This window comes from Hufsiella ginkgonis (genome assembly GCF_009834915.1).
GTDB lineage: Bacteria > Bacteroidota > Bacteroidia > Sphingobacteriales > Sphingobacteriaceae > Hufsiella > Hufsiella ginkgonis.
The window spans coordinates 53,668-70,774 of record NZ_WVHS01000007.1 but is presented as its reverse complement, the minus strand read 5'-3'; the positions used below and the strand labels follow the sequence as shown (position 1 = coordinate 70,774).

General features: G+C 50.6%; 15 protein-coding genes. 7 read left to right on the top strand and 8 right to left on the bottom strand.

What is annotated here, in order from left to right; translation table 11 throughout:
* Positions 1-28 precede the first annotated feature (28 nt).
* A complete protein-coding gene (locus GS398_RS21715; RefSeq protein ID WP_160908940.1) occupies positions 29-1,204 on the bottom strand; it encodes an amidohydrolase family protein in 1,176 nt (391 codons plus the stop codon).
* A 126-nt stretch (positions 1,205-1,330) separates the two neighbouring features.
* On the opposite strand from GS398_RS21715, the gene rlmN reads away from it, so the two are divergent.
* The gene (gene rlmN / locus GS398_RS21710) at positions 1,331-2,380 is read left to right on the top strand and encodes a dual-specificity RNA methyltransferase RlmN (protein ID WP_160908939.1); all 1,050 of its coding nucleotides are present in this window, start codon (positions 1,331-1,333) and stop codon (positions 2,378-2,380) included.
* Positions 2,381-2,395: 15 nt separating this feature from the next.
* Here rlmN and GS398_RS21705 read toward each other — a convergent pair whose 3' ends face one another.
* Complete coding sequence (locus GS398_RS21705) at positions 2,396-2,602, bottom strand: hypothetical protein (protein WP_160908938.1); 207 nt, start codon at positions 2,600-2,602, stop codon at positions 2,396-2,398.
* 124 nt (positions 2,603-2,726) lie between these two features.
* Between GS398_RS21705 and GS398_RS21700 the strand changes: the two genes are divergently transcribed.
* The 4 genes from GS398_RS21700 to GS398_RS21685 are packed head-to-tail and all read left to right on the top strand — an operon-like array spanning position 2,727 to position 5,547.
* The gene (locus tag GS398_RS21700; protein WP_160908937.1) at positions 2,727-3,563 is read left to right on the top strand and encodes an ABC transporter ATP-binding protein; all 837 of its coding nucleotides are present in this window, start codon (positions 2,727-2,729) and stop codon (positions 3,561-3,563) included.
* 4 nt (positions 3,564-3,567) lie between these two features.
* Positions 3,568-4,356, top strand: a complete 789-nt coding sequence (locus GS398_RS21695) for a hypothetical protein (RefSeq protein WP_160908936.1) — start codon at positions 3,568-3,570, stop codon at positions 4,354-4,356.
* Positions 4,357-4,378: 22 nt separating this feature from the next.
* Positions 4,379-4,744: a GntR family transcriptional regulator gene (locus tag GS398_RS21690; protein WP_160908935.1), complete on the top strand. Its 366-nt coding sequence runs from the start codon at positions 4,379-4,381 to the stop codon at positions 4,742-4,744.
* A 20-nt stretch (positions 4,745-4,764) separates the two neighbouring features.
* Positions 4,765-5,547: a GIN domain-containing protein gene (locus tag GS398_RS21685; RefSeq protein WP_160908934.1), complete on the top strand. Its 783-nt coding sequence runs from the start codon at positions 4,765-4,767 to the stop codon at positions 5,545-5,547.
* Between the two features lie 19 nt (positions 5,548-5,566).
* Here the strand turns inward: GS398_RS21685 and GS398_RS21680 are convergent, their stop codons facing one another.
* The 3 genes from GS398_RS21680 to GS398_RS21670 form a co-directional block, all read right to left on the bottom strand.
* Entirely contained in the window at positions 5,567-6,436 is an 870-nt protein-coding gene (locus GS398_RS21680; protein ID WP_160908933.1) for an aldose 1-epimerase family protein, read from the bottom strand.
* 51 nt (positions 6,437-6,487) lie between these two features.
* Positions 6,488-7,750 carry a DEAD/DEAH box helicase gene (locus GS398_RS21675; protein ID WP_202406177.1) on the bottom strand — a complete coding sequence of 421 codons (1,263 nt, stop codon included), beginning with the start codon at positions 7,748-7,750 and terminating at the stop codon, positions 6,488-6,490.
* A gap of 79 nt (positions 7,751-7,829) precedes the next feature.
* The gene (locus GS398_RS21670; RefSeq protein ID WP_160908932.1) at positions 7,830-8,984 is read right to left on the bottom strand and encodes an acyltransferase family protein; all 1,155 of its coding nucleotides are present in this window, start codon (positions 8,982-8,984) and stop codon (positions 7,830-7,832) included.
* Between the two features lie 258 nt (positions 8,985-9,242).
* On the opposite strand from GS398_RS21670, the gene clpB reads away from it, so the two are divergent.
* Positions 9,243-11,849: an ATP-dependent chaperone ClpB gene (gene clpB / locus GS398_RS21665; RefSeq protein ID WP_160908931.1), complete on the top strand. Its 2,607-nt coding sequence runs from the start codon at positions 9,243-9,245 to the stop codon at positions 11,847-11,849.
* A 70-nt stretch (positions 11,850-11,919) separates the two neighbouring features.
* Here the strand turns inward: clpB and GS398_RS21660 are convergent, their stop codons facing one another.
* From GS398_RS21660 to GS398_RS21650, 3 genes are all read right to left on the bottom strand, one after another.
* Positions 11,920-13,386, bottom strand: a complete 1,467-nt coding sequence (locus GS398_RS21660) for a LamG domain-containing protein (protein WP_160908930.1) — start codon at positions 13,384-13,386, stop codon at positions 11,920-11,922.
* Between the two features lie 208 nt (positions 13,387-13,594).
* Positions 13,595-13,873 carry an Rdx family protein gene (locus tag GS398_RS21655; protein ID WP_160908929.1) on the bottom strand — a complete coding sequence of 93 codons (279 nt, stop codon included), beginning with the start codon at positions 13,871-13,873 and terminating at the stop codon, positions 13,595-13,597.
* A gap of 29 nt (positions 13,874-13,902) precedes the next feature.
* Positions 13,903-14,658 (bottom strand): alpha/beta hydrolase, encoded by a 756-nt coding sequence (locus GS398_RS21650; protein ID WP_160908928.1) that lies wholly within the window; start codon positions 14,656-14,658, stop codon positions 13,903-13,905.
* A 122-nt stretch (positions 14,659-14,780) separates the two neighbouring features.
* On the opposite strand from GS398_RS21650, the gene GS398_RS21645 reads away from it, so the two are divergent.
* On the top strand, positions 14,781-17,105 hold the full coding sequence (locus tag GS398_RS21645) for an NADP-dependent malic enzyme (RefSeq protein ID WP_160908927.1): 2,325 nt from the start codon (positions 14,781-14,783) through the stop codon (positions 17,103-17,105).
* The last annotated feature ends 2 nt before the right edge of the window (positions 17,106-17,107 follow it).

Below are 17,107 nucleotides of genomic sequence, written 5' to 3'. Positions count from 1 at the left end.
TAGTGATTTTTGGGGTTCGCGGCGTACGTCAAACCAGTTTCCTGACCTTCGAATCTGCCGTAAGGTTTAATTTCTCCATACCGGAGATCAGGTTCAGGCCTGGCTTTTTTCCTACATCCAGGCTGCCTAGCTGCTGGTTGATGCCGAGGAGTTTCGCGCCGTTTAAGGTCGCCCACGAAAGCGTACGTGTGAACGGGATACCAGGATAATGGCTGGCAATGGTTTTAAGTTCAGAGAGAATGCAAAGCTGGTCGTTTGAAGCCAGACTATCGGTGCCCACCGTGATGTTGAAGTCGTTAAACAGGAACATATCGATCTTAGGCAAACGTCCTTCGATGTACAGGTTGGCATTAGGGCAAAAGCACCAGTTGGTATCATGACCGAACCGCCGCACAAAATACAGGTCCTTAAGGCTGGTATAGGTGTTGTGGACAAAAAGAATGCGCTGGTGCGAGGGCAGGAGCGGCAGCACCGTTTGAATGGAATTACGCGCCTGCGGCTTAAAGAAGTCGATATCGAAGCCCATGTCGCGGTAAAAATCCACGAATCCCCCGGTTTTATACCGGAAGAAACGGTTCTCCTCTTCGCTCTCCTGGTTGTGGATGGTAATGATGTTGCCGTAATCGTCGCAAAACCGCGTAAGATACCGGAAAAGTTCTTTGCAAACCGAGTAAGGCGCGTGCGGAACGATCGATGAAGGCAAGGGACTGAAATTTTCCCGGAGGTCGAGCCCTGCGCGGAAAATATCTTTTACCTCCGATGGCTTGAAGCAAAAAACCTCGACATAATTATGATAATAAATGGCGCTGGTTTCCTTAATTAACTTAGACGATATCGTGTTGCAGATATCGCCTACGGCCACTATTCCGTTAGCAAGCATTTGACGGTCAGCTTCTTTCATGGCAACGCCGATCGCTTCGTCGCTGCCATTGCGGTTGCTGATCACTTCTTTAATAAATGGAATAAGGCCCTGTTCCTTTTGGAATCTCCCCCGGTGATGCGAAAGCTCGAGGTGGCAATGCGAATTTACAAACCCCGGAACGATCACGCCCTCCAGTTTTTCGATATCGAGCGCGTTGCAGGCAGGATCGTTTGCGTGGTAAATACCTGTTATTTGCCCAGTTTCGTCTACGCTTATCACGCCATCCTTAACAGGATCAGATGAAACGGGTAAAATGAAGTCGGCAGAGTAACTTTTAACCATTTTCCGATATTAACAGCGGACCGTTTTTTTAAAACCTGGACAAGATAGAGTTTTGCTGTTACAACAACAAAATACTATCGAAAATAGCGTCTAGTACGTTACGCACTAAATCGGTAACTTTGCAACGTGGAAGCGACCGTTAAAAGAATTGATATCAGGAACATTTGTTTTGAGGATTTGAGAAAATCGCTCGTTGAGCTTGGTGAACAACCTTTTAGGGCAGCACAGATCTGGGAATGGCTCTGGAAAAAGTCTGCGCGGAGTTTCGGGGAAATGAGCAACCTATCGAAAAAATTACGTGAAAATCTCGAAGAGCGCTTTACAATTAATCCCGTAAATATTAGTTTCTCGCAATTCAGCGCCGATAAAACCATCAAAAATACCTTCCGTTTGTACGATACGCATATTATCGAGGGCGTATTAATCCCAACCACCGAACGCATGACAGCCTGCGTAAGCTCGCAAGTGGGGTGCAGTCTCACCTGTAAGTTTTGCGCCACAGGTTATATGGACCGAAAACGGAATCTCGACCCTGCCGAGATCTACGACCAGGTAGTGCTGATAGACCAGCAAGCCCGGGAAAATTATGGCATTCCGCTCTCCAATATCGTTTACATGGGCATGGGCGAACCTTTGCTCAACTACGCGAACGTGATGAAATCCATCGAACGCATCACCTCCGAAGACGGCCTGAACATGTCGGCGAAACGCATTACGGTGTCTACCGCCGGCATCGCTAAGATGATTAAAAAACTGGGGGACGACCAGGTGAAGTTTAACCTTGCCTTATCATTACATGCGGCAAACGATGCGAAGCGCAATGAGATCATGCCCATTAATGAGCAAAATTCCCTAAAGGCACTGGCCGAAGCCCTGAAGTATTACTATGCCAAAACCAAGAACCCGGTAACTTACGAGTACATCATTTTCGATAACTTTAATGACGAGATCCAGGACGCCATGGAACTGGCCAGGTTCTGTAAACACCTGCCCTGTAAGGTGAATATTATCGAGTACAACCCCATCAGCTTTGCGGCTTTCGAAAATACCACCGAGGATAAAACCGAGGCGTTTGCCAATTACCTCCGTAAACAAGGCGTAAATACCAACGTGCGCCGGAGCCGGGGAAAAGATATCGATGCGGCATGCGGGCAATTGGCGGTTAAACAAGAGTAGGAAACGTTTAACATATCACATAGAACTAATCTCCGTAATATCCGCCGGTACCCATGGCGATCCCATACCGTCCCGCCTGAAAGTGACCGCGTAGTTATGCGTAATTAACTTTTCATCCTTCAAATCGACCGCCACGTCTACCTGGTTGGCGCCGGCCTGCTTTACATCGACCAAATTGACCCTTGCCTTGGCAATGATGGTTTCGTCAGAGAATTTTTTCATGGTTCATCGGTTGTTTTGTTATTAACAGATCGCCCCTTCTTAAGTTTTTTTCAGAATAACTTGCAAGTAATAAAACAATCCCTTACTATTGTACTGTACTATTTAAGTAGTACACTAGAACGATATGATATCAATTCAGCATCTAACGTTTGGGTACAAAAAATCCAGGCCTGTACTAGAGGATCTCAGTCTTGAATTAAAGCCCGGGCACATTTATGGGTTGCTTGGCAAGAACGGCGCAGGGAAGAGCAGTTTGCTGCATACCATTTGCGGGTTATTGTTTCCCGGTAAAGGGACAGTCCGCGTAACCGGTGAAGAGCCCGCCAGAAGAAGCGCAAAACTCCTGCAGCAAACGGTGTTATTGCCTGAAGAGTTTTATGTGCCCAATGGTTCAGTGCACACCTACGTGGACAACTACGCGCCGTTTTACCCGACTTTTGACCGTGCACTTTTTAGCCGGATGCTTGCAGAGTTCGAGGTGCCGGCAGATAGCGACCTGCAAAAAATGAGCTACGGGCAAAAGAAGAAGATGATGATCAGTTTTGTGCTTGCCACCCGCGCTAAAGTGCTGTTAATGGATGAGCCCACGAATGGACTGGACATTCCGTCGAAGCGGCAATTTCGCAAGGTGATTGCCGGTACCGCCGCCGAAGACCAGGTGATCATAATCAGCACGCACCAGGTGAGAGACCTCGACAGCCTCATCGATCATGTACTCATTTTGGAGGATAAACGGATCATCATCCGCGAGCCGGTTGAGCGCATCACTCAGAAGCTGGTATTCAAACAGGTAAATCAGCCTACCGAGCTGATCGCGCCGATCTACTATGAAGGCGGTTTAAAAGGCTATGCCGTGGTAGGTGTTAACCACGATGAGGAAGAGTCGCGGCTTGATATGGAAATATTCTTCAACGCGGTGCTTTCGGAGAAACAACAGATCGTTCCACTTTTTAATGCATAATTCTATGGAAATCTCCATCAACAGGTTGTGGCTGCTGCTTCGTAAGCAATCCAGGGAATATAAAAAGATTTACTTGCTTGGCTTCCCGGCGCTGATCGCCATCGGGCTGGTTTGGCTTATTTATAATTCAGGCGGCGAGGGGCTCACCAACAGGTACCTCGAAGACTTGTTTGTGTGCGGCATTTTCCTTTCGTCGGGATTGCATAGCCTCTTCATCCTCAACAGGCATAGAGATAAAACCAGTTCTATTCATGAATTGATGCTGCCCTGCACCGTTGCGGAGAAGACTTGTGCGGCAGTGATTTCGGGTATGGTGCTTTATCCGCTGCTTTATATCTTCGTTATTTACCCGGTAACCCTCCTGCTTTGTTATATCGACCGCGTGATGGGCTTTTATAACAATATATTTGTGCTGTGGGACATGTTCCGCCAGCCGGGTTTTATTTGTTTCTATTTCGTGTTCCAGTCGATCATCCTGCTGTGTTCGGTAACTTTTAAGCGGCAGGTGATCCTGAAAACGATCGTGGTTGTTTGCTGCCTCTTTTTTGGAACACTTTATTTGAATGAGTTGATAACGAAAGTAGTATTCGATATATCAGGTATTGCCGGAAAGCCGGGATTCGAGCATTTATCGAGCACGCCCTTCACCAGTGTTTACCTGTACGATCAGCACCAGTCTGCGCATATAAAGCCTTCCGTGTACCAGCAAACGCTCTTCCTGGCAGGCTATTACCTGGCGCTCCCGGTTATATGGATCACCGTTTTCTTCCGCCTGAAAGAGAAACAGATCTAACCAAACCAAGAAAACACCAAAAATGGACTTTAATCAATCGCAAGCCATTTATCGGCAGATCGCTGAATATGTGAGCGACAATATACAACTGGGGAAGTGGCTCCCCGATGAAAAAATCCCGTCGGTACGCGAGCTGGCCGTAACCCTCGAAGTGAACCCTAATACGGTAATGCGTTCGTATGACCATCTCCAGCAACAGGACGTCATTTACATTAAGCGCGGGCTGGGCTATTACGTAGGCTCCGCTGCGCGTGAAAAGATAACGGATGCACGGAAAAAGATCTTCCTGGAAGAGGAGCTGCCAGCAGTGTTCGCCAAGATGCGGCTTTATGAAGTGAGCGTTGGCGAAGTGCAACAACGTTTTGAACTATTTACACGCGAAGTTTAACGATTCTTTACCTTAATCAAATGAAAATAAGCAATATACTTACGATTGTGTTACTGGCAGGCCTGGTACTCTCCCTGCTCAGTTTTAACCTGGTATTAAAAAGCAGGTTTCGGGCCGGTCATGTCAATGAGGCCGGAACAACGCAACAACAGGAGGCTGGCAATTATAGTCGCCGCGATCTTCCTGCCGCTAAGCACCTGGCAATAGATGGCGCCATCCAATCGGGGCCCGACGAGCGTGGCGCTACTTTCGTGATCAAGCAAGATCAATTTATAATCAGTGTAGATCACACGGGCGGAAAAAACTATGCGGAAGCAGCACACGGAATAAATGAATTTTTTACCACGCGGTTATCTAACGATACTTTATATATATCGTTACACAGCAAGCGCCTCGTGAAAAGTTTTGCAGTGACCACCAGGAGCCCGTATTTTTTAAAGATCCATGTCAGCAACCTGGAATCCTTCTCCGGTGCACGAGGCAGGTTTGAATTATCCGGGGACCTGAATTCAAATAAGCTGGATATCGCCGCTGAAAGAACGGCTTCTGTTGTTGCTGTGATGAATAAAGTTGACCGGTTATCGGTTTTGGCGAAGGATTCGTCAAGCATCAGCCTGCACGGCGCTAATTCAAATATCAATAAGCTTTCCTATTCCTTAACTGGTAAAAGCAGGATAGAATTTAGCGACTTTACCGCCGGAACCGTCACCGAGGGGCGGGTGGACAGTCTTTCGAGTATCACTATTCGCGGTAAAGCGGAAAAAATCGGTAAGCTTTTATCTAAAACAAACCAGCAGATGTGACAGGCCTCCCGCTACACGGTCAGCTGATCCCGATAGTGAAATCCGTTTCGAACACGTGTCCGTGCGCCACCTGCTGGATACACTCCCTGTCGCGCAGTTCCTTCCGTTCGCCTGCGGTATCCGCACAACCCAACCACGGCTCGATGCAAACGAACGGCGCCCCAGGTTTGGCCCACAATCCCAGGTAATTAAAATGCGGGAACGAAACGGAAACCTGTTTATCGCTTACCTTACTTTTGATCGTCGCTTTGCGCGAACGGATATTTTTAAACACCAGGGCATCGTCTGCAAACAGGTCGCGGGTTAAGTGAAGCTTGTTGCCATCCAGGGACACCGGTTTCGTTTCGCCGGAGAAATATCCCTCGTTCGTGATGCCGGCTGTGTTAAGCTCCTCAGCATGTTCAAATTCGATGAAATAATCCTCGTAGGAGGCGCCTTCATCAAAGGGCACGCTGAACGCAGGATGAGCGCCGACCCCGAAGTAGATAGTGTCCTGGTCCATATTGATCACTTTGTACGATACGCGCAGCTTATTATCAATAAGATCGTATAATACCTGGAACTCGAACCGGTATGGGTAAACGGCCAGTGTTTCCTCCGAAAAAGGGAGCGAAAATTTGGCGTGGACTGACGTAGCGTCCACCAATCCGAACATGGCATTTCGCGCAAAACCATGCCTGTTCATCTTATATTCGGCGCCGTCAACCAGGATTTTCTGATCCATACTTTCACCTACTAACGGGAAAAGGTTCGGTGCGTGCCAGCCCCACACTGCGGGGTCGGCTTGCCAAAGATGCTCGGTTTCGTCTTTCTTATTAAAGATCGAGGTGAGTTGTGCTCCTTCTGGCGAAATGCTCACTTTCAGCGAATCATTTTCTAGGGTAATCATGGGAGGTGAGTTGTCGGGTTCAGTAATTAGTTATCAGTTTCGGTGATCAGTTCAGGATTGAGCGGGGCCTGGTTTACCGGATCCGGGTTTACTGCTCCCTTTGCCTTTCCAGCTGCCCTTCTTTTTGTTCCTGAAGTTGCTTCGGTCGCCGCCTTCCCTTTTTGCTTTGGGGTTGTAAACCGGGCCTTCGCCTAGCCCGTCAGGTAAGGGGATCTTCTCCACCTCTTTGCCGATCAGTTCTTCTATCGAAGCGAACTTCTTCTGATCTTTCTCATTGATAAACGTAATTGCCGTACCTGTTGTTTCCGCGCGTGCGGTTCTTCCTATGCGGTGTATATAGTCTTCAGGGTCGGGGGGGACGTCGAAATTGATCACAAGGCTGATGCCGGTAATGTCTATCCCGCGCGAGAGGACGTCGGTGCCGATGATCACGGGCAGCTTCCGGTTGCGGAAATCCTGCAGGATTGCCTCACGTTCAGGCTGTTCAAGGTCTGAGTGAAAGGCTTTTACCTTGATGCCCGATTTGCGCAGCAGCTTGTCGACCTCACGTACCTTATCCTTGCGGGAAGCAAAGATCAGCACGCTGGTATAAGCCACGTCTTTTAACAGCTTATCGATCAGGGCTAGTTTTTGTTCATCGTAAGTTAAATAGGCCTGCTGCGAGATGCCTGCCGCCGGCTGCGAAATGGCGATGTTGATCGACTGGGGGTTATGCAGCAGTTTATTGGCCAGGGTACGTATCTTGGGCGGCATGGTGGCCGAGAACAGCAGGGTTTGTCTTTTGGCGGGCAGGTAACTGCTAATGCGGAGGATATCTTCGTAAAAGCCCATGTCGAGCATGCGGTCCGCCTCGTCCAGCACCAGGAACTGGATATGATCCAGCTTGATCACGCCACTGGTAAGGTGGGCGATAAGTCTTCCGGGGGTGGCGATGATGATGTCGACCCCTGCCATAATGGCCCGCTTTTGCTGTTCGTACGCGATACCGTCGCCACCGCCATACACCGCAATGGAGCTGATCCCGGTAAAATAAGCGAGTCCCTCCGCTTGCTGATCGATCTGCACGGCCAATTCCCGCGTAGGGGAAAGGATAAGCCCGCTAACGTGCTTTCGCTCGCCCTGGTGGATGAGCTGGAGCAATGGAAGCAGGTAGGAGGCCGTTTTGCCGGTCCCGGTTTGCGCACATGCGATAAGGTCGTGATGTTCTAAAATAACAGGGATCGCCTGCTGTTGTATCGGGGTTGGTTTAACGAACCCCATGCTGTCCAATCCCTCCTGAAGGTGATCGTTAAAGCCGAAATCTTTAAATGTCAATCTGTTGATAGTAATTAATATGGCTAAAATAGCAATTGTAAACAGTAATTGGGCTTACAATCGGTGCAGCGGCGTTAACTTACGCTTTTAAACCCGGTTTTATGCCGATTATCCAGCAGAGACGCGACCGTGAAAGCCGGTTTACCACAAGATAAGTAAAGCAAAGTATCACCACGAAAAAACTGAACTGGTAGATCAGCAGCGTCCATACACTTGCCGATACAAATACGTCGCCAGAAACCCAACTCGTAATAACGGCCGTTAGCTCGAAGATCAGGATGTTATGTACCAGGTAGATCCCGTAAACTGTTTTCCTCGGGTTCAGCTTGTTTACCAGGTCGATCTTTCCGAATTTAAGCAGTGCCAGGAAAAACGTGACCGATAATATGATGTTACTAAACCGGTTAGATGCGAAAGGGTCCAGGCAGCCCGTTTCCGTGAGCTTGATGCCCTCGTAACTGGCAATGAGCAGCAATGCAAGCAGGAGCCCGATGGCCGCAGCCCATGGCACATTGGCGAGGTGATATTGCAGGCGGGTGAAGTGCTTGTTCATTTTCATCCCTGTCCAGACAAATGCGGCATAGCCGAGGATCGCCTTCGAATGCTTGGTATCTGTCCACTGGAAATGCAGGTTGAGGCAGTAAAACAGCGTGATCAGTCCAAGCGCAGCACCGAGCCACCACGAATCCGCATGTTTACGAAGTACTACGAACAGCGCCATGCTGAGCGCATAGGTGGTAATGAACCAGTAAGCGCTGTAAATAAGCAGTCCGTCAAGGATGCTGTAGTTTAGCTGGATGAATCTTTCAAGGTCGCGCGTTTCCCAGAGCTCCTTTAGCGGAAGCAGCTGTACTACCTGGATGAGCATAAAAAGTACGATAAAAGATAACCACGGAAAGTACACCCGTGGCGATCGTTCCCTGAAATAGCTTTTGAGCGTATATCTCTGCAGTTTTGGCCGGATTAAAAACCCCGACACGAGAAAAAAGATCACTGTACTGATCTTGCCCGCCTGCAGCACCAGCACCGCCACCATTTCGTCTATCACACCGGCATGCACCCGCTGCTCCCATCCAAGCAGGCAATGCCCCCAGATAATAAAACAGATGGTGATAAAACGAATCGTATCGATCTGCTCATAATTAACCGGCCGGATAGGCCTGAGGTCCGGGGTGTAGGGCTGTTTGACCAGCACTTCAGAAACAAGGTCGCCGGATGGCGTAACGTATTGCATTAACAAGAGCACATAGTGTAAATCCCTTTCACATGGTTAGAACGGCTAATATAGCTATTTATTTGACGTAGTAAATGCGTGTTATGGCACGAAAGATTTCAACAACTTAAATCATTGGAATTAAAGCTTATTGACATGTTTTCATATTAAGGGTTTGTTTATCAGCCATTTAGACATATAGTTTTAAAAATGCACGACAAAACTTCCGATCCTGCCATGTAAAAGCTGACTGGCCGTTGTTTTGTGAATACCTGTATTATGAATTTGAACAATTTTACCATCAAGGCACAGGAGGTGATCCAAAAAGCTTCCGAGATTGCTACGGGAAACCAGCAGCAGGCTATTGAAACGGCCCATTTGCTGAAGGGCCTGCTGCTGGTTGATGAGAATGTGATCAGCTATCTTCTCAAAAAATTAAACGTAAACCTTAACCGCATCGGCAGCGTGGTGGATACCCAGATCCAGGGCTTCCCGAAAGTAAGCGGCAGCGAGCTGTACTTGTCGTCGTCGGCCAACAGCGTGCTGCAGAAAGCGCAGTCGTACTTAAAGGAGTTTAAAGACGAGTTTGTGTCCGTAGAACATATTTTATTGGGTATCCTGAATGCGGGCGACAAAACCAGCGCCATCCTGAAAGATGCAGGCGTAACGGAAAAAGACCTGAAGAAGGCCATTACCGGGCTTCGCGGCGATAGCCGCGTAACCGACCAGAATGCCGAAGCTACTTATAACGCGCTGAATAAATATGCGCGCAACCTGAATGAATATGCCGAATCGGGTAAGCTCGACCCGGTGATCGGGCGCGACGAGGAGATCCGCCGGGTGATCCAGATCCTTTCGCGCAGGACCAAGAACAACCCGATCCTGATCGGTGAGCCGGGCGTAGGTAAAACGGCCATCGCCGAAGGTATCGCGTTCCGCATTATTAAAGGCGATGTGCCCGAGAACCTCAAAAGCAAAACGGTATTCTCCCTTGATATGGGTGCGTTGGTGGCAGGGGCTAAGTACAAAGGCGAGTTTGAAGAACGGCTCAAAGCGGTGATCAGGGAGGTTACGCAGAGCGATGGCGAGATCATCCTTTTTATCGACGAAATACATACCCTGGTTGGCGCAGGCGGAGGCGAAGGCGCCATGGATGCGGCAAACATCCTCAAGCCGGCACTTGCACGTGGCGAACTGCGTGCCATAGGCGCCACTACGCTGAACGAATATCAGAAATACCTGGAGAAAGACAAAGCGCTCGAACGCCGTTTTCAGAAAGTAATGGTGGATGAGCCCGATACGCAGGACGCCATCTCCATCCTTCGCGGATTGAAAGAACGCTATGAAACGCACCATAAAGTGCGCATTAAAGACGAAGCCATCATTGCCGCCGTAGAACTTTCGCAACGCTATATTTCCGATCGTTTCCTGCCTGATAAGGCGATAGACCTCATGGATGAGGCTGCTTCCAAGCTGCGCCTCGAAATGGATTCGGTACCTGAAGTGGTAGACGAGCTCGACCGAAAGATCATGCAGCTTGAAATTGAGCGGGAAGCCATCAAACGCGAGAACGACGCCCAGAAAGTGGAACAGCTTTCGGAAGACATTGCGAACCTATCCGCCGAGCGGGATTCTTTAAAGGCGAAATGGCAATCGGAGAAGAATGTAGTCGACGAGCTGAACCAGCAGGTGCAGCAGATCGAAAACTATAAGCTCGAAGCCGAACAGGCAGAGCGTGCCGGTGATTATGGCCGGGTGGCCGAGATCCGTTACGGGAAGATCAAGGAGGCGCAGGACCAGGTTGAACGACTGAAAACGGAACTGGAAAGCCAGCAAAGCAGCAGCCGTATGCTTAAAGAGGAGGTTACTTCCGAAGACATTGCGGGAGTAGTTTCCCGGTGGACGGGCATTCCCGTTACCCGCATGATCCAGAGCGAGCGCGAAAAGCTGCTGCACCTGGAAGACGAGCTGCACAAACGCGTGGCCGGGCAACACGAAGCCATCGGTGCCATATCCGACGCCATCCGGAGATCCCGGGCAGGTTTGCACGACAAACGTAAGCCGATCGGTTCCTTTATTTTTCTCGGTACTACAGGCGTGGGAAAAACGGAGCTGGCGAAAGCGCTGGCTGATTTCCTGTTCAACGACGAATCGTCGATGGTGCGGATCGATATGAGCGAGTACCAGGAACGGCATGCGGTCTCGCGCCTCGTGGGGGCGCCTCCTGGATATGTGGGATACGATGAAGGCGGACAGCTAACGGAAGCCGTGCGCCGTAAGCCTTACAGCGTGATCCTGCTGGATGAGATCGAAAAAGCGCATCCGGATGTGTTTAACATCCTGCTGCAGGTGCTGGACGATGGCCGCCTTACCGATAACAAAGGGCGCGTGGTGAACTTTAAGAACACCATCATTATCATGACCTCCAATATCGGCTCGCAACTGATCCAGGAAAACTTTAAAGAGCTCGGTGATTCCAACGAAAATGAAATACTGGCGAAAACCAGGAGCGAACTTTTCGAGCTGCTCAAGCAAACCATCCGCCCCGAGTTCCTGAACCGCATCGATGAGCTTATTATGTTTACGCCGCTCGGGCGCAACGAGATCCGCGCGATTGTAGACCTCCAGTTTAAACAGGTGCAGCATTCGCTCGAAGAGCTGGGCATTGCCATCGAGGCGTCTCCGGATGCGCTTGACTGGCTCTCGCAACTGGGCTACGACCCGCAGTTCGGTGCCCGTCCGCTAAAACGCGTGATACAGAAACGCATCCTGAACGAGCTCTCCAAAGAGATCCTCGCCGGCAAGATCGATAAGGACAGCCGGATCATACTGGATGTATTTGATAATAAGTTCGTGTTTTTGAACAAAGAACGGCTTAGCGAATAGTTGAAAAAAAAACAGCGAATAGAGATAGTGCGTATGCCTATTCTCTATTCGCTGTTTTTTGTTCTCTACGTTAATAAATAGTATAGTACAACTGGTTCACTTCCGAGCTGTTGAGCTGGCGTCCGTAGATGCGGATATCGTCCAGTGCGCCGTCGAGGAAGTAATCGTTGGTTGGAGAATCCATCCCGATAAACAGGTCGGCGCTTACGGAGCCGTTGGAGGTAAGGATGTAAGGGGTTACGCTATCCAGCGAACCATCGATATAGATGCTTAGCTGCTGGTTCGCGAGATCGTAAACCGCGGTCACCATGTGCCAGCCGTACAGGCCCACCGTGCCGCTGCTGAAAGCGTTGGTGCTGCCGCCACCCGGTCCGTAAATCACCTGGCCGGTAGGCGCTCCCAGGTAGCCGCGGATGCCATAGAACCACCCATTGTTTGCTCCCGTGTATCGCTTGCTCATGATGCTGGAATTGTAGCTGGAATTGTAACCGTTCATGTATACCCATGAGTTTAAGGTGAAATCGGTGTTGTACAGCCTCAGGTCGTAAGCGTCAGATACCTGTGCGTAGCTGGTTGATCCGTTGAACGCGTAGGCGCCGTAGGGATTGCCAAGCCGGTCGGTGGTAGAGGTCATGTTGTTCAGGCTGGCGGTGTGGCCGTTCCCTGAGAAATCATAACCGGTTGCATCGAAGGTCCAGTAAGCGATCAGGTTGCCTTCCGGTGCGGGCACTGCATAATAAAGTTCCTGGATCTCCGAGTACGTGATCACGCGGTCGTAAATGCGAAGGTCGTCCATTACCCCATCCAAAAAATAATCCCCCGTTGGAGAATCCATGCCGATAAACAGGTCGGCGGTAATCGATCCGTTTGCGGTGAGGATGCTGCCTGTTACGTTATCGAGCACGCCGTCAATGTAGATACTGAGGTCGCCGGTGGTATTGTCATAGGTACAGGTCACCATGTGCCAGCTGTAAAGGCCAACCGAGCCGCTGCTAAAAGCGTTGGCGCTGCCGCCACCCGGGCCGTAAATTACCTGGCCGGTGGGTGCCCCCAGGTATCCGCGGGCGCCAAAGAACCATCCGTTGTTGGCGCCGGAATACCGTTTGCTCATGATGCTTGAGTTATACGAAGCGTTGTACGAATAGAGCTGCACCCAGCCGGTCATGGTAAAATCGGTGCCGTTCAGCCGGAGCGAATAGGCGTCGCTCACTTGTGCGTAGCTGTTGTAACCGTTAAAATAAAAAGCGCCGGTGGGGTTACCAAACCGGTCGTATGTGGCCGTCATGTTGTTCAGGCTTGCGGTATGGCCGTTGCCCGATGCGTCGGTGCCGCTATTGTCAAACGGCCAGTAAGCGATCAATCCATTGTTGAGCGTATAAGAAGGGACGCTCTTTGTTTTGTTTGATTTGAAGCTGGCGTTTGAATTGGTGTTTTCCGGCGAGATCACTTCCTTCCGGCAGGAAGTTGAAAATAGGATATAAAGTGAAGCTGCGAATAGAATTGCCGTTGTTCTTTTAAGTTTGAAGTATGTTTTCATGATTCTTGGTTAATGAGGTGAAAAAGAGCACACTCGAGCGTTAGGGAGCCGTAATCCAAATAAATCAATGAAGAATGCGATGGCGGCGCGCGATCCTGTGCATACAGGAGAGGAGATAGGAATTTCATAGGTTTAGGTTGGTACCTTTTCTACGTCAATGAAATTCCTTTAGTTTCGTTTTGGAGTAAAATTTGACTGATTTGTTTTATTATTGACCTTCTGAATGTCCAAGGTGTTTCCCTGGGCTCACCACATCTCTTACCAATTGTTTCAATTCCTTCACTTCGGGGAACCGGCCGTGCTGTTTACGGTCGAAGATCATTTGCCCGCCGATGCTGACGGAGTACCGGCCGCTGATCGCAGACGGCTTTAATAAAACACCTTCCAGGTCTTCCCCGAAGGTGGTCAGCAGTTCCTGGGCCATGTAGGCGGCACGCAGCATCCAGCGGCATTTCGGGCAATATTCGATGGTGATGGTTGGCTTCATTGGCAGCATTACCGGAGATTTCCGCAAGTTTAAGGATTTCCGATCTTAAACAGCATTTCCGAAAATGCGTTTACGGCCGACCATTGCGGGTTATGATCTGCCTCAAGCTGCAGCACCGGCCATTTTCGCTGCCTGGCACGTTCTGCCTGCGAAGCAAAATCGTCTGCCGCCGGGTCAGTTCCTTTAGCTACCGTGAGGATGTAGGTTGCCGGAATTTTGTCTGCCGCCTTATTTTTCAAGTGAACAGGCTCCGTGAACGTCTTTAGCGATTGCGGCACGTCTTTCGGGAGCGGCTGCCCCGGCTTTACCCACGCCGGGATGATGAACCCGTCCTTCGCATTTTTTGCAAGTTGTTCCGCGGTTCGCCCCAGCGCGGTCTTAAGGCTCTCGCCATCACGCGGCAGTAACGCATCTACGTAGATCAGTTGTTTGACCCGTTCGGGGATGCTGTCTGCCACCCCAGTGATCACCATTCCGCCGTAGCTGTGTCCCACCAGGACCACGTTATGCAGGTTCTCGAACAGGATCTCGTTCACTACATCCTTAATATGTGTGCCAAGTCCAACTTCCGGCGAAGCCAGGTGCACACGCTCTCCCTGGCCCGTTAGCGACGGACGGTACACGTTACAACCCCTCGCCGTTAATATCGAATCTACCTCCCTGAACGCCCAGCTTCCGCCCCACGCTCCGTGTACGATCACATATACCGGCTTTGCCGTGCGGGTTTGTGCCGGCACGGGCTGAACGGTCCCTATTAATAGCAGTGCAAAAAGCAGGTTTTTCATAACCGTAAGTTTGATTCACAAGTTCGGTGGTTTTGAGAACCATTCCCACAACCATTTGTAATAAATGTGATATCCGCGAAAAGAATCCTTAATTTCGTCCCCGCTCACCAACAAAGTACTCAATGAGTAAAACGAACAAAAAGCAGGACGCATTAGACTACCATTCCAATGGCCGTCCCGGAAAGATCCAGGTACTTCCTACAAAGCCAACCAATACCCAACGCGACTTATCCCTAGCTTATTCGCCCGGTGTGGCCGAGCCCTGTCTCCGCATTGCGGAAAGGAAGGAAGACGTTTACAAATATACCGCCAAGGGGAACCTGGTGGCTGTGATCAGCAACGGTACTGCGGTGCTTGGACTGGGCGATATCGGCCCCGAGGCCGGTAAGCCAGTAATGGAAGGGAAAGGACTGCTCTTCAAGATCTTCGCGGATATCGATGTATTCGACCTTGAGCTCGACACCAAGAATGTAGACGAGTTTGTGGCGATCGTGAAAGCGCTCCAGCCGACTTTCGGGGGCGTGAACCTCGAAGATATTAAGGCCCCGGAGTGCTTCGAGATCGAGCGGCGTCTTAAGGAGGAGATGAACATCCCCGTGATGCACGACGATCAGCACGGTACTGCCATCATTTCGGCAGCCGCCCTGATCAATGCCTGCGAGCTGCAGAAAAAGAAGCTCGACAAAGTTAAGATCGTGGTAAATGGCGCCGGCGCTGCGGCGATCTCCTGCTCGAGGTTATACGAAAGCCTGGGCGCCAGGAAAGAAAATATCGTGATGCTCGACCGCTCGGGGGTGATCCGCGCCGATCGCCTGAATCTCGACAGGCTTAAATCTGAGTTCGCTACCACGCGTAACCTCCACACGCTGGAAGAGGCCATGAAGGATGCGGACGTGTTTATCGGCCTCTCATCAGCCAATACACTGAGTGCCGAGGCGCTCGACACCATGGCCAAAAACCCGATCGTTTTTGCCATGGCGAATCCCGATCCGGAGATCAGCTATGAGCTGGCCACCAAAACACGCAAGGACGTGATCATGGCTACCGGCCGTTCAGACTACCCCAACCAGGTGAACAACGTACTCGGGTTTCCTTATATATTCCGTGGCGCGCTCGACGTAAGAGCGACCGCCATCAACGAAGAAATGAAGCGCGCGGCGGTGATCGCCATCGCTGAGCTGGCGAAAAAGCCGGTTCCCGAAGCCGTAAACATGGCCTATAATACCAAGAACCTGAAATTTGGTAAGGATTACATCATTCCAAAGCCGAACGATCCGCGCCTCATTACGGCAGTTTCGCCCGCAGTGGCCCGGGCTGCCATAGAATCGGGCGTAGCCGGAAAAGCGATCACCGACTGGGATGCATATTCCGAGGAGCTGCGCCGCCGGCTGGGCATGGACGACCGTATTATGCGCGTAGTGAGCAACAAAGCCAAATCTGATCCGCGGCGCGTGGTATTTGCCGAGGCCGACAACTATAAGATCCTGAAAGCCGCACAGATCGTAAAGGAAGAAGGCATCGCCATTCCAATCCTGTTAGGGAAACGAGGGCTCATCAACCGCATCATAGAAGAAAGCGCACTCGAGCTGGAAGGTGTACAGATCATCGACCCCACCGAAGAGACTGCCATGGTGAACAGGTATGCCGAGTTTTTATACGAAAAACGGCAGCGCCGCGGGGTAAACCTCTTCCAGGCGAAAAAGCTGATGCTCGACCGCAACTATTTCGGCGCCTCGATGGTGCAGTTCGGAGAAGCGGATGCGCTGATCTCGGGCCTCACCAAGGACTATGCGGCCACCGTTCGCCCCGCCCTGCAGATCATCGGCACGGACGCCGGAGTGAACCGCGTAGCGGGAATGTACCTGATGCTCACCAAAAAAGGGCCGGTGTTCTTTGGCGATACCACCATAAATAAAAACCCTACACTGGCGGAACTGGTGGATATTACCGTGCTGATCCATGAGGCGGTAAAGAAATTCAATATCGTTCCGCGCATTGCGATGCTCTCTTATTCAAATTTTGGATCTACCGAAGGTGATGTGCCCGAAAAAATGCGCATGGCTACCAAGATCCTGCACGAACGGTACCCGGAGATCATTGTAGACGGGGAGATGCAGGCTAACTTCGCCATTAACGAGAGCCTGCTGAAAGATAATTTCCCTTTTAGCGGGCTGAACGGCGCCCCGGCCAATACGCTGGTGTTCCCGAACCTCGAATCGGGTAATATCGCCTATAAGCTGCTGCAGGAGCTGGGCGGCGCCGAGGCTGTCGGGCCGATCCTCCTCGGGCTGAATAAGCCGGTCCATGTGCTGCAGCTGGGCAGCTCGGTGCGCGAGATCGTGGATATGGTGACCATCGCCGTAGTGGATGTGCAGGCCAAGATGGCAGCCGCCGAAGAAGCTTCTAAACGAAAAGGGTTATTCGGTCGCAAAGCGAAATCTGAATAAAG

Bases quoted from the DNA above. Each gene is read 5' to 3' on its own strand.
- GS398_RS21715 (WP_160908940.1), bottom strand. From the start codon at position 1,204: ATGGTTAAAAGTTACTCTGCCGACTTCATTTTACCCGTTTCATCTGAT.
- GS398_RS21655 (WP_160908929.1), bottom strand. From the start codon at position 13,873: ATGAAGCCAACCATCACCATCGAATATTGCCCGAAATGCCGCTGGATG.
- GS398_RS21650 (WP_160908928.1), bottom strand. From the start codon at position 14,658: ATGAAAAACCTGCTTTTTGCACTGCTATTAATAGGGACCGTTCAGCCC.
- GS398_RS21645 (WP_160908927.1), top strand. From the start codon at position 14,781: ATGAGTAAAACGAACAAAAAGCAGGACGCATTAGACTACCATTCCAAT.
- GS398_RS21660 (WP_160908930.1), bottom strand. From the start codon at position 13,386: ATGAAAACATACTTCAAACTTAAAAGAACAACGGCAATTCTATTCGCA.
- GS398_RS21690 (WP_160908935.1), top strand. From the start codon at position 4,379: ATGGACTTTAATCAATCGCAAGCCATTTATCGGCAGATCGCTGAATAT.
- GS398_RS21680 (WP_160908933.1), bottom strand. From the start codon at position 6,436: ATGATTACCCTAGAAAATGATTCGCTGAAAGTGAGCATTTCGCCAGAA.
- GS398_RS21695 (WP_160908936.1), top strand. From the start codon at position 3,568: ATGGAAATCTCCATCAACAGGTTGTGGCTGCTGCTTCGTAAGCAATCC.
- GS398_RS21685 (WP_160908934.1), top strand. From the start codon at position 4,765: ATGAAAATAAGCAATATACTTACGATTGTGTTACTGGCAGGCCTGGTA.
- clpB (WP_160908931.1), top strand. From the start codon at position 9,243: ATGAATTTGAACAATTTTACCATCAAGGCACAGGAGGTGATCCAAAAA.
- GS398_RS21700 (WP_160908937.1), top strand. From the start codon at position 2,727: ATGATATCAATTCAGCATCTAACGTTTGGGTACAAAAAATCCAGGCCT.
- GS398_RS21670 (WP_160908932.1), bottom strand. From the start codon at position 8,984: ATGCAATACGTTACGCCATCCGGCGACCTTGTTTCTGAAGTGCTGGTC.
- GS398_RS21705 (WP_160908938.1), bottom strand. From the start codon at position 2,602: ATGAAAAAATTCTCTGACGAAACCATCATTGCCAAGGCAAGGGTCAAT.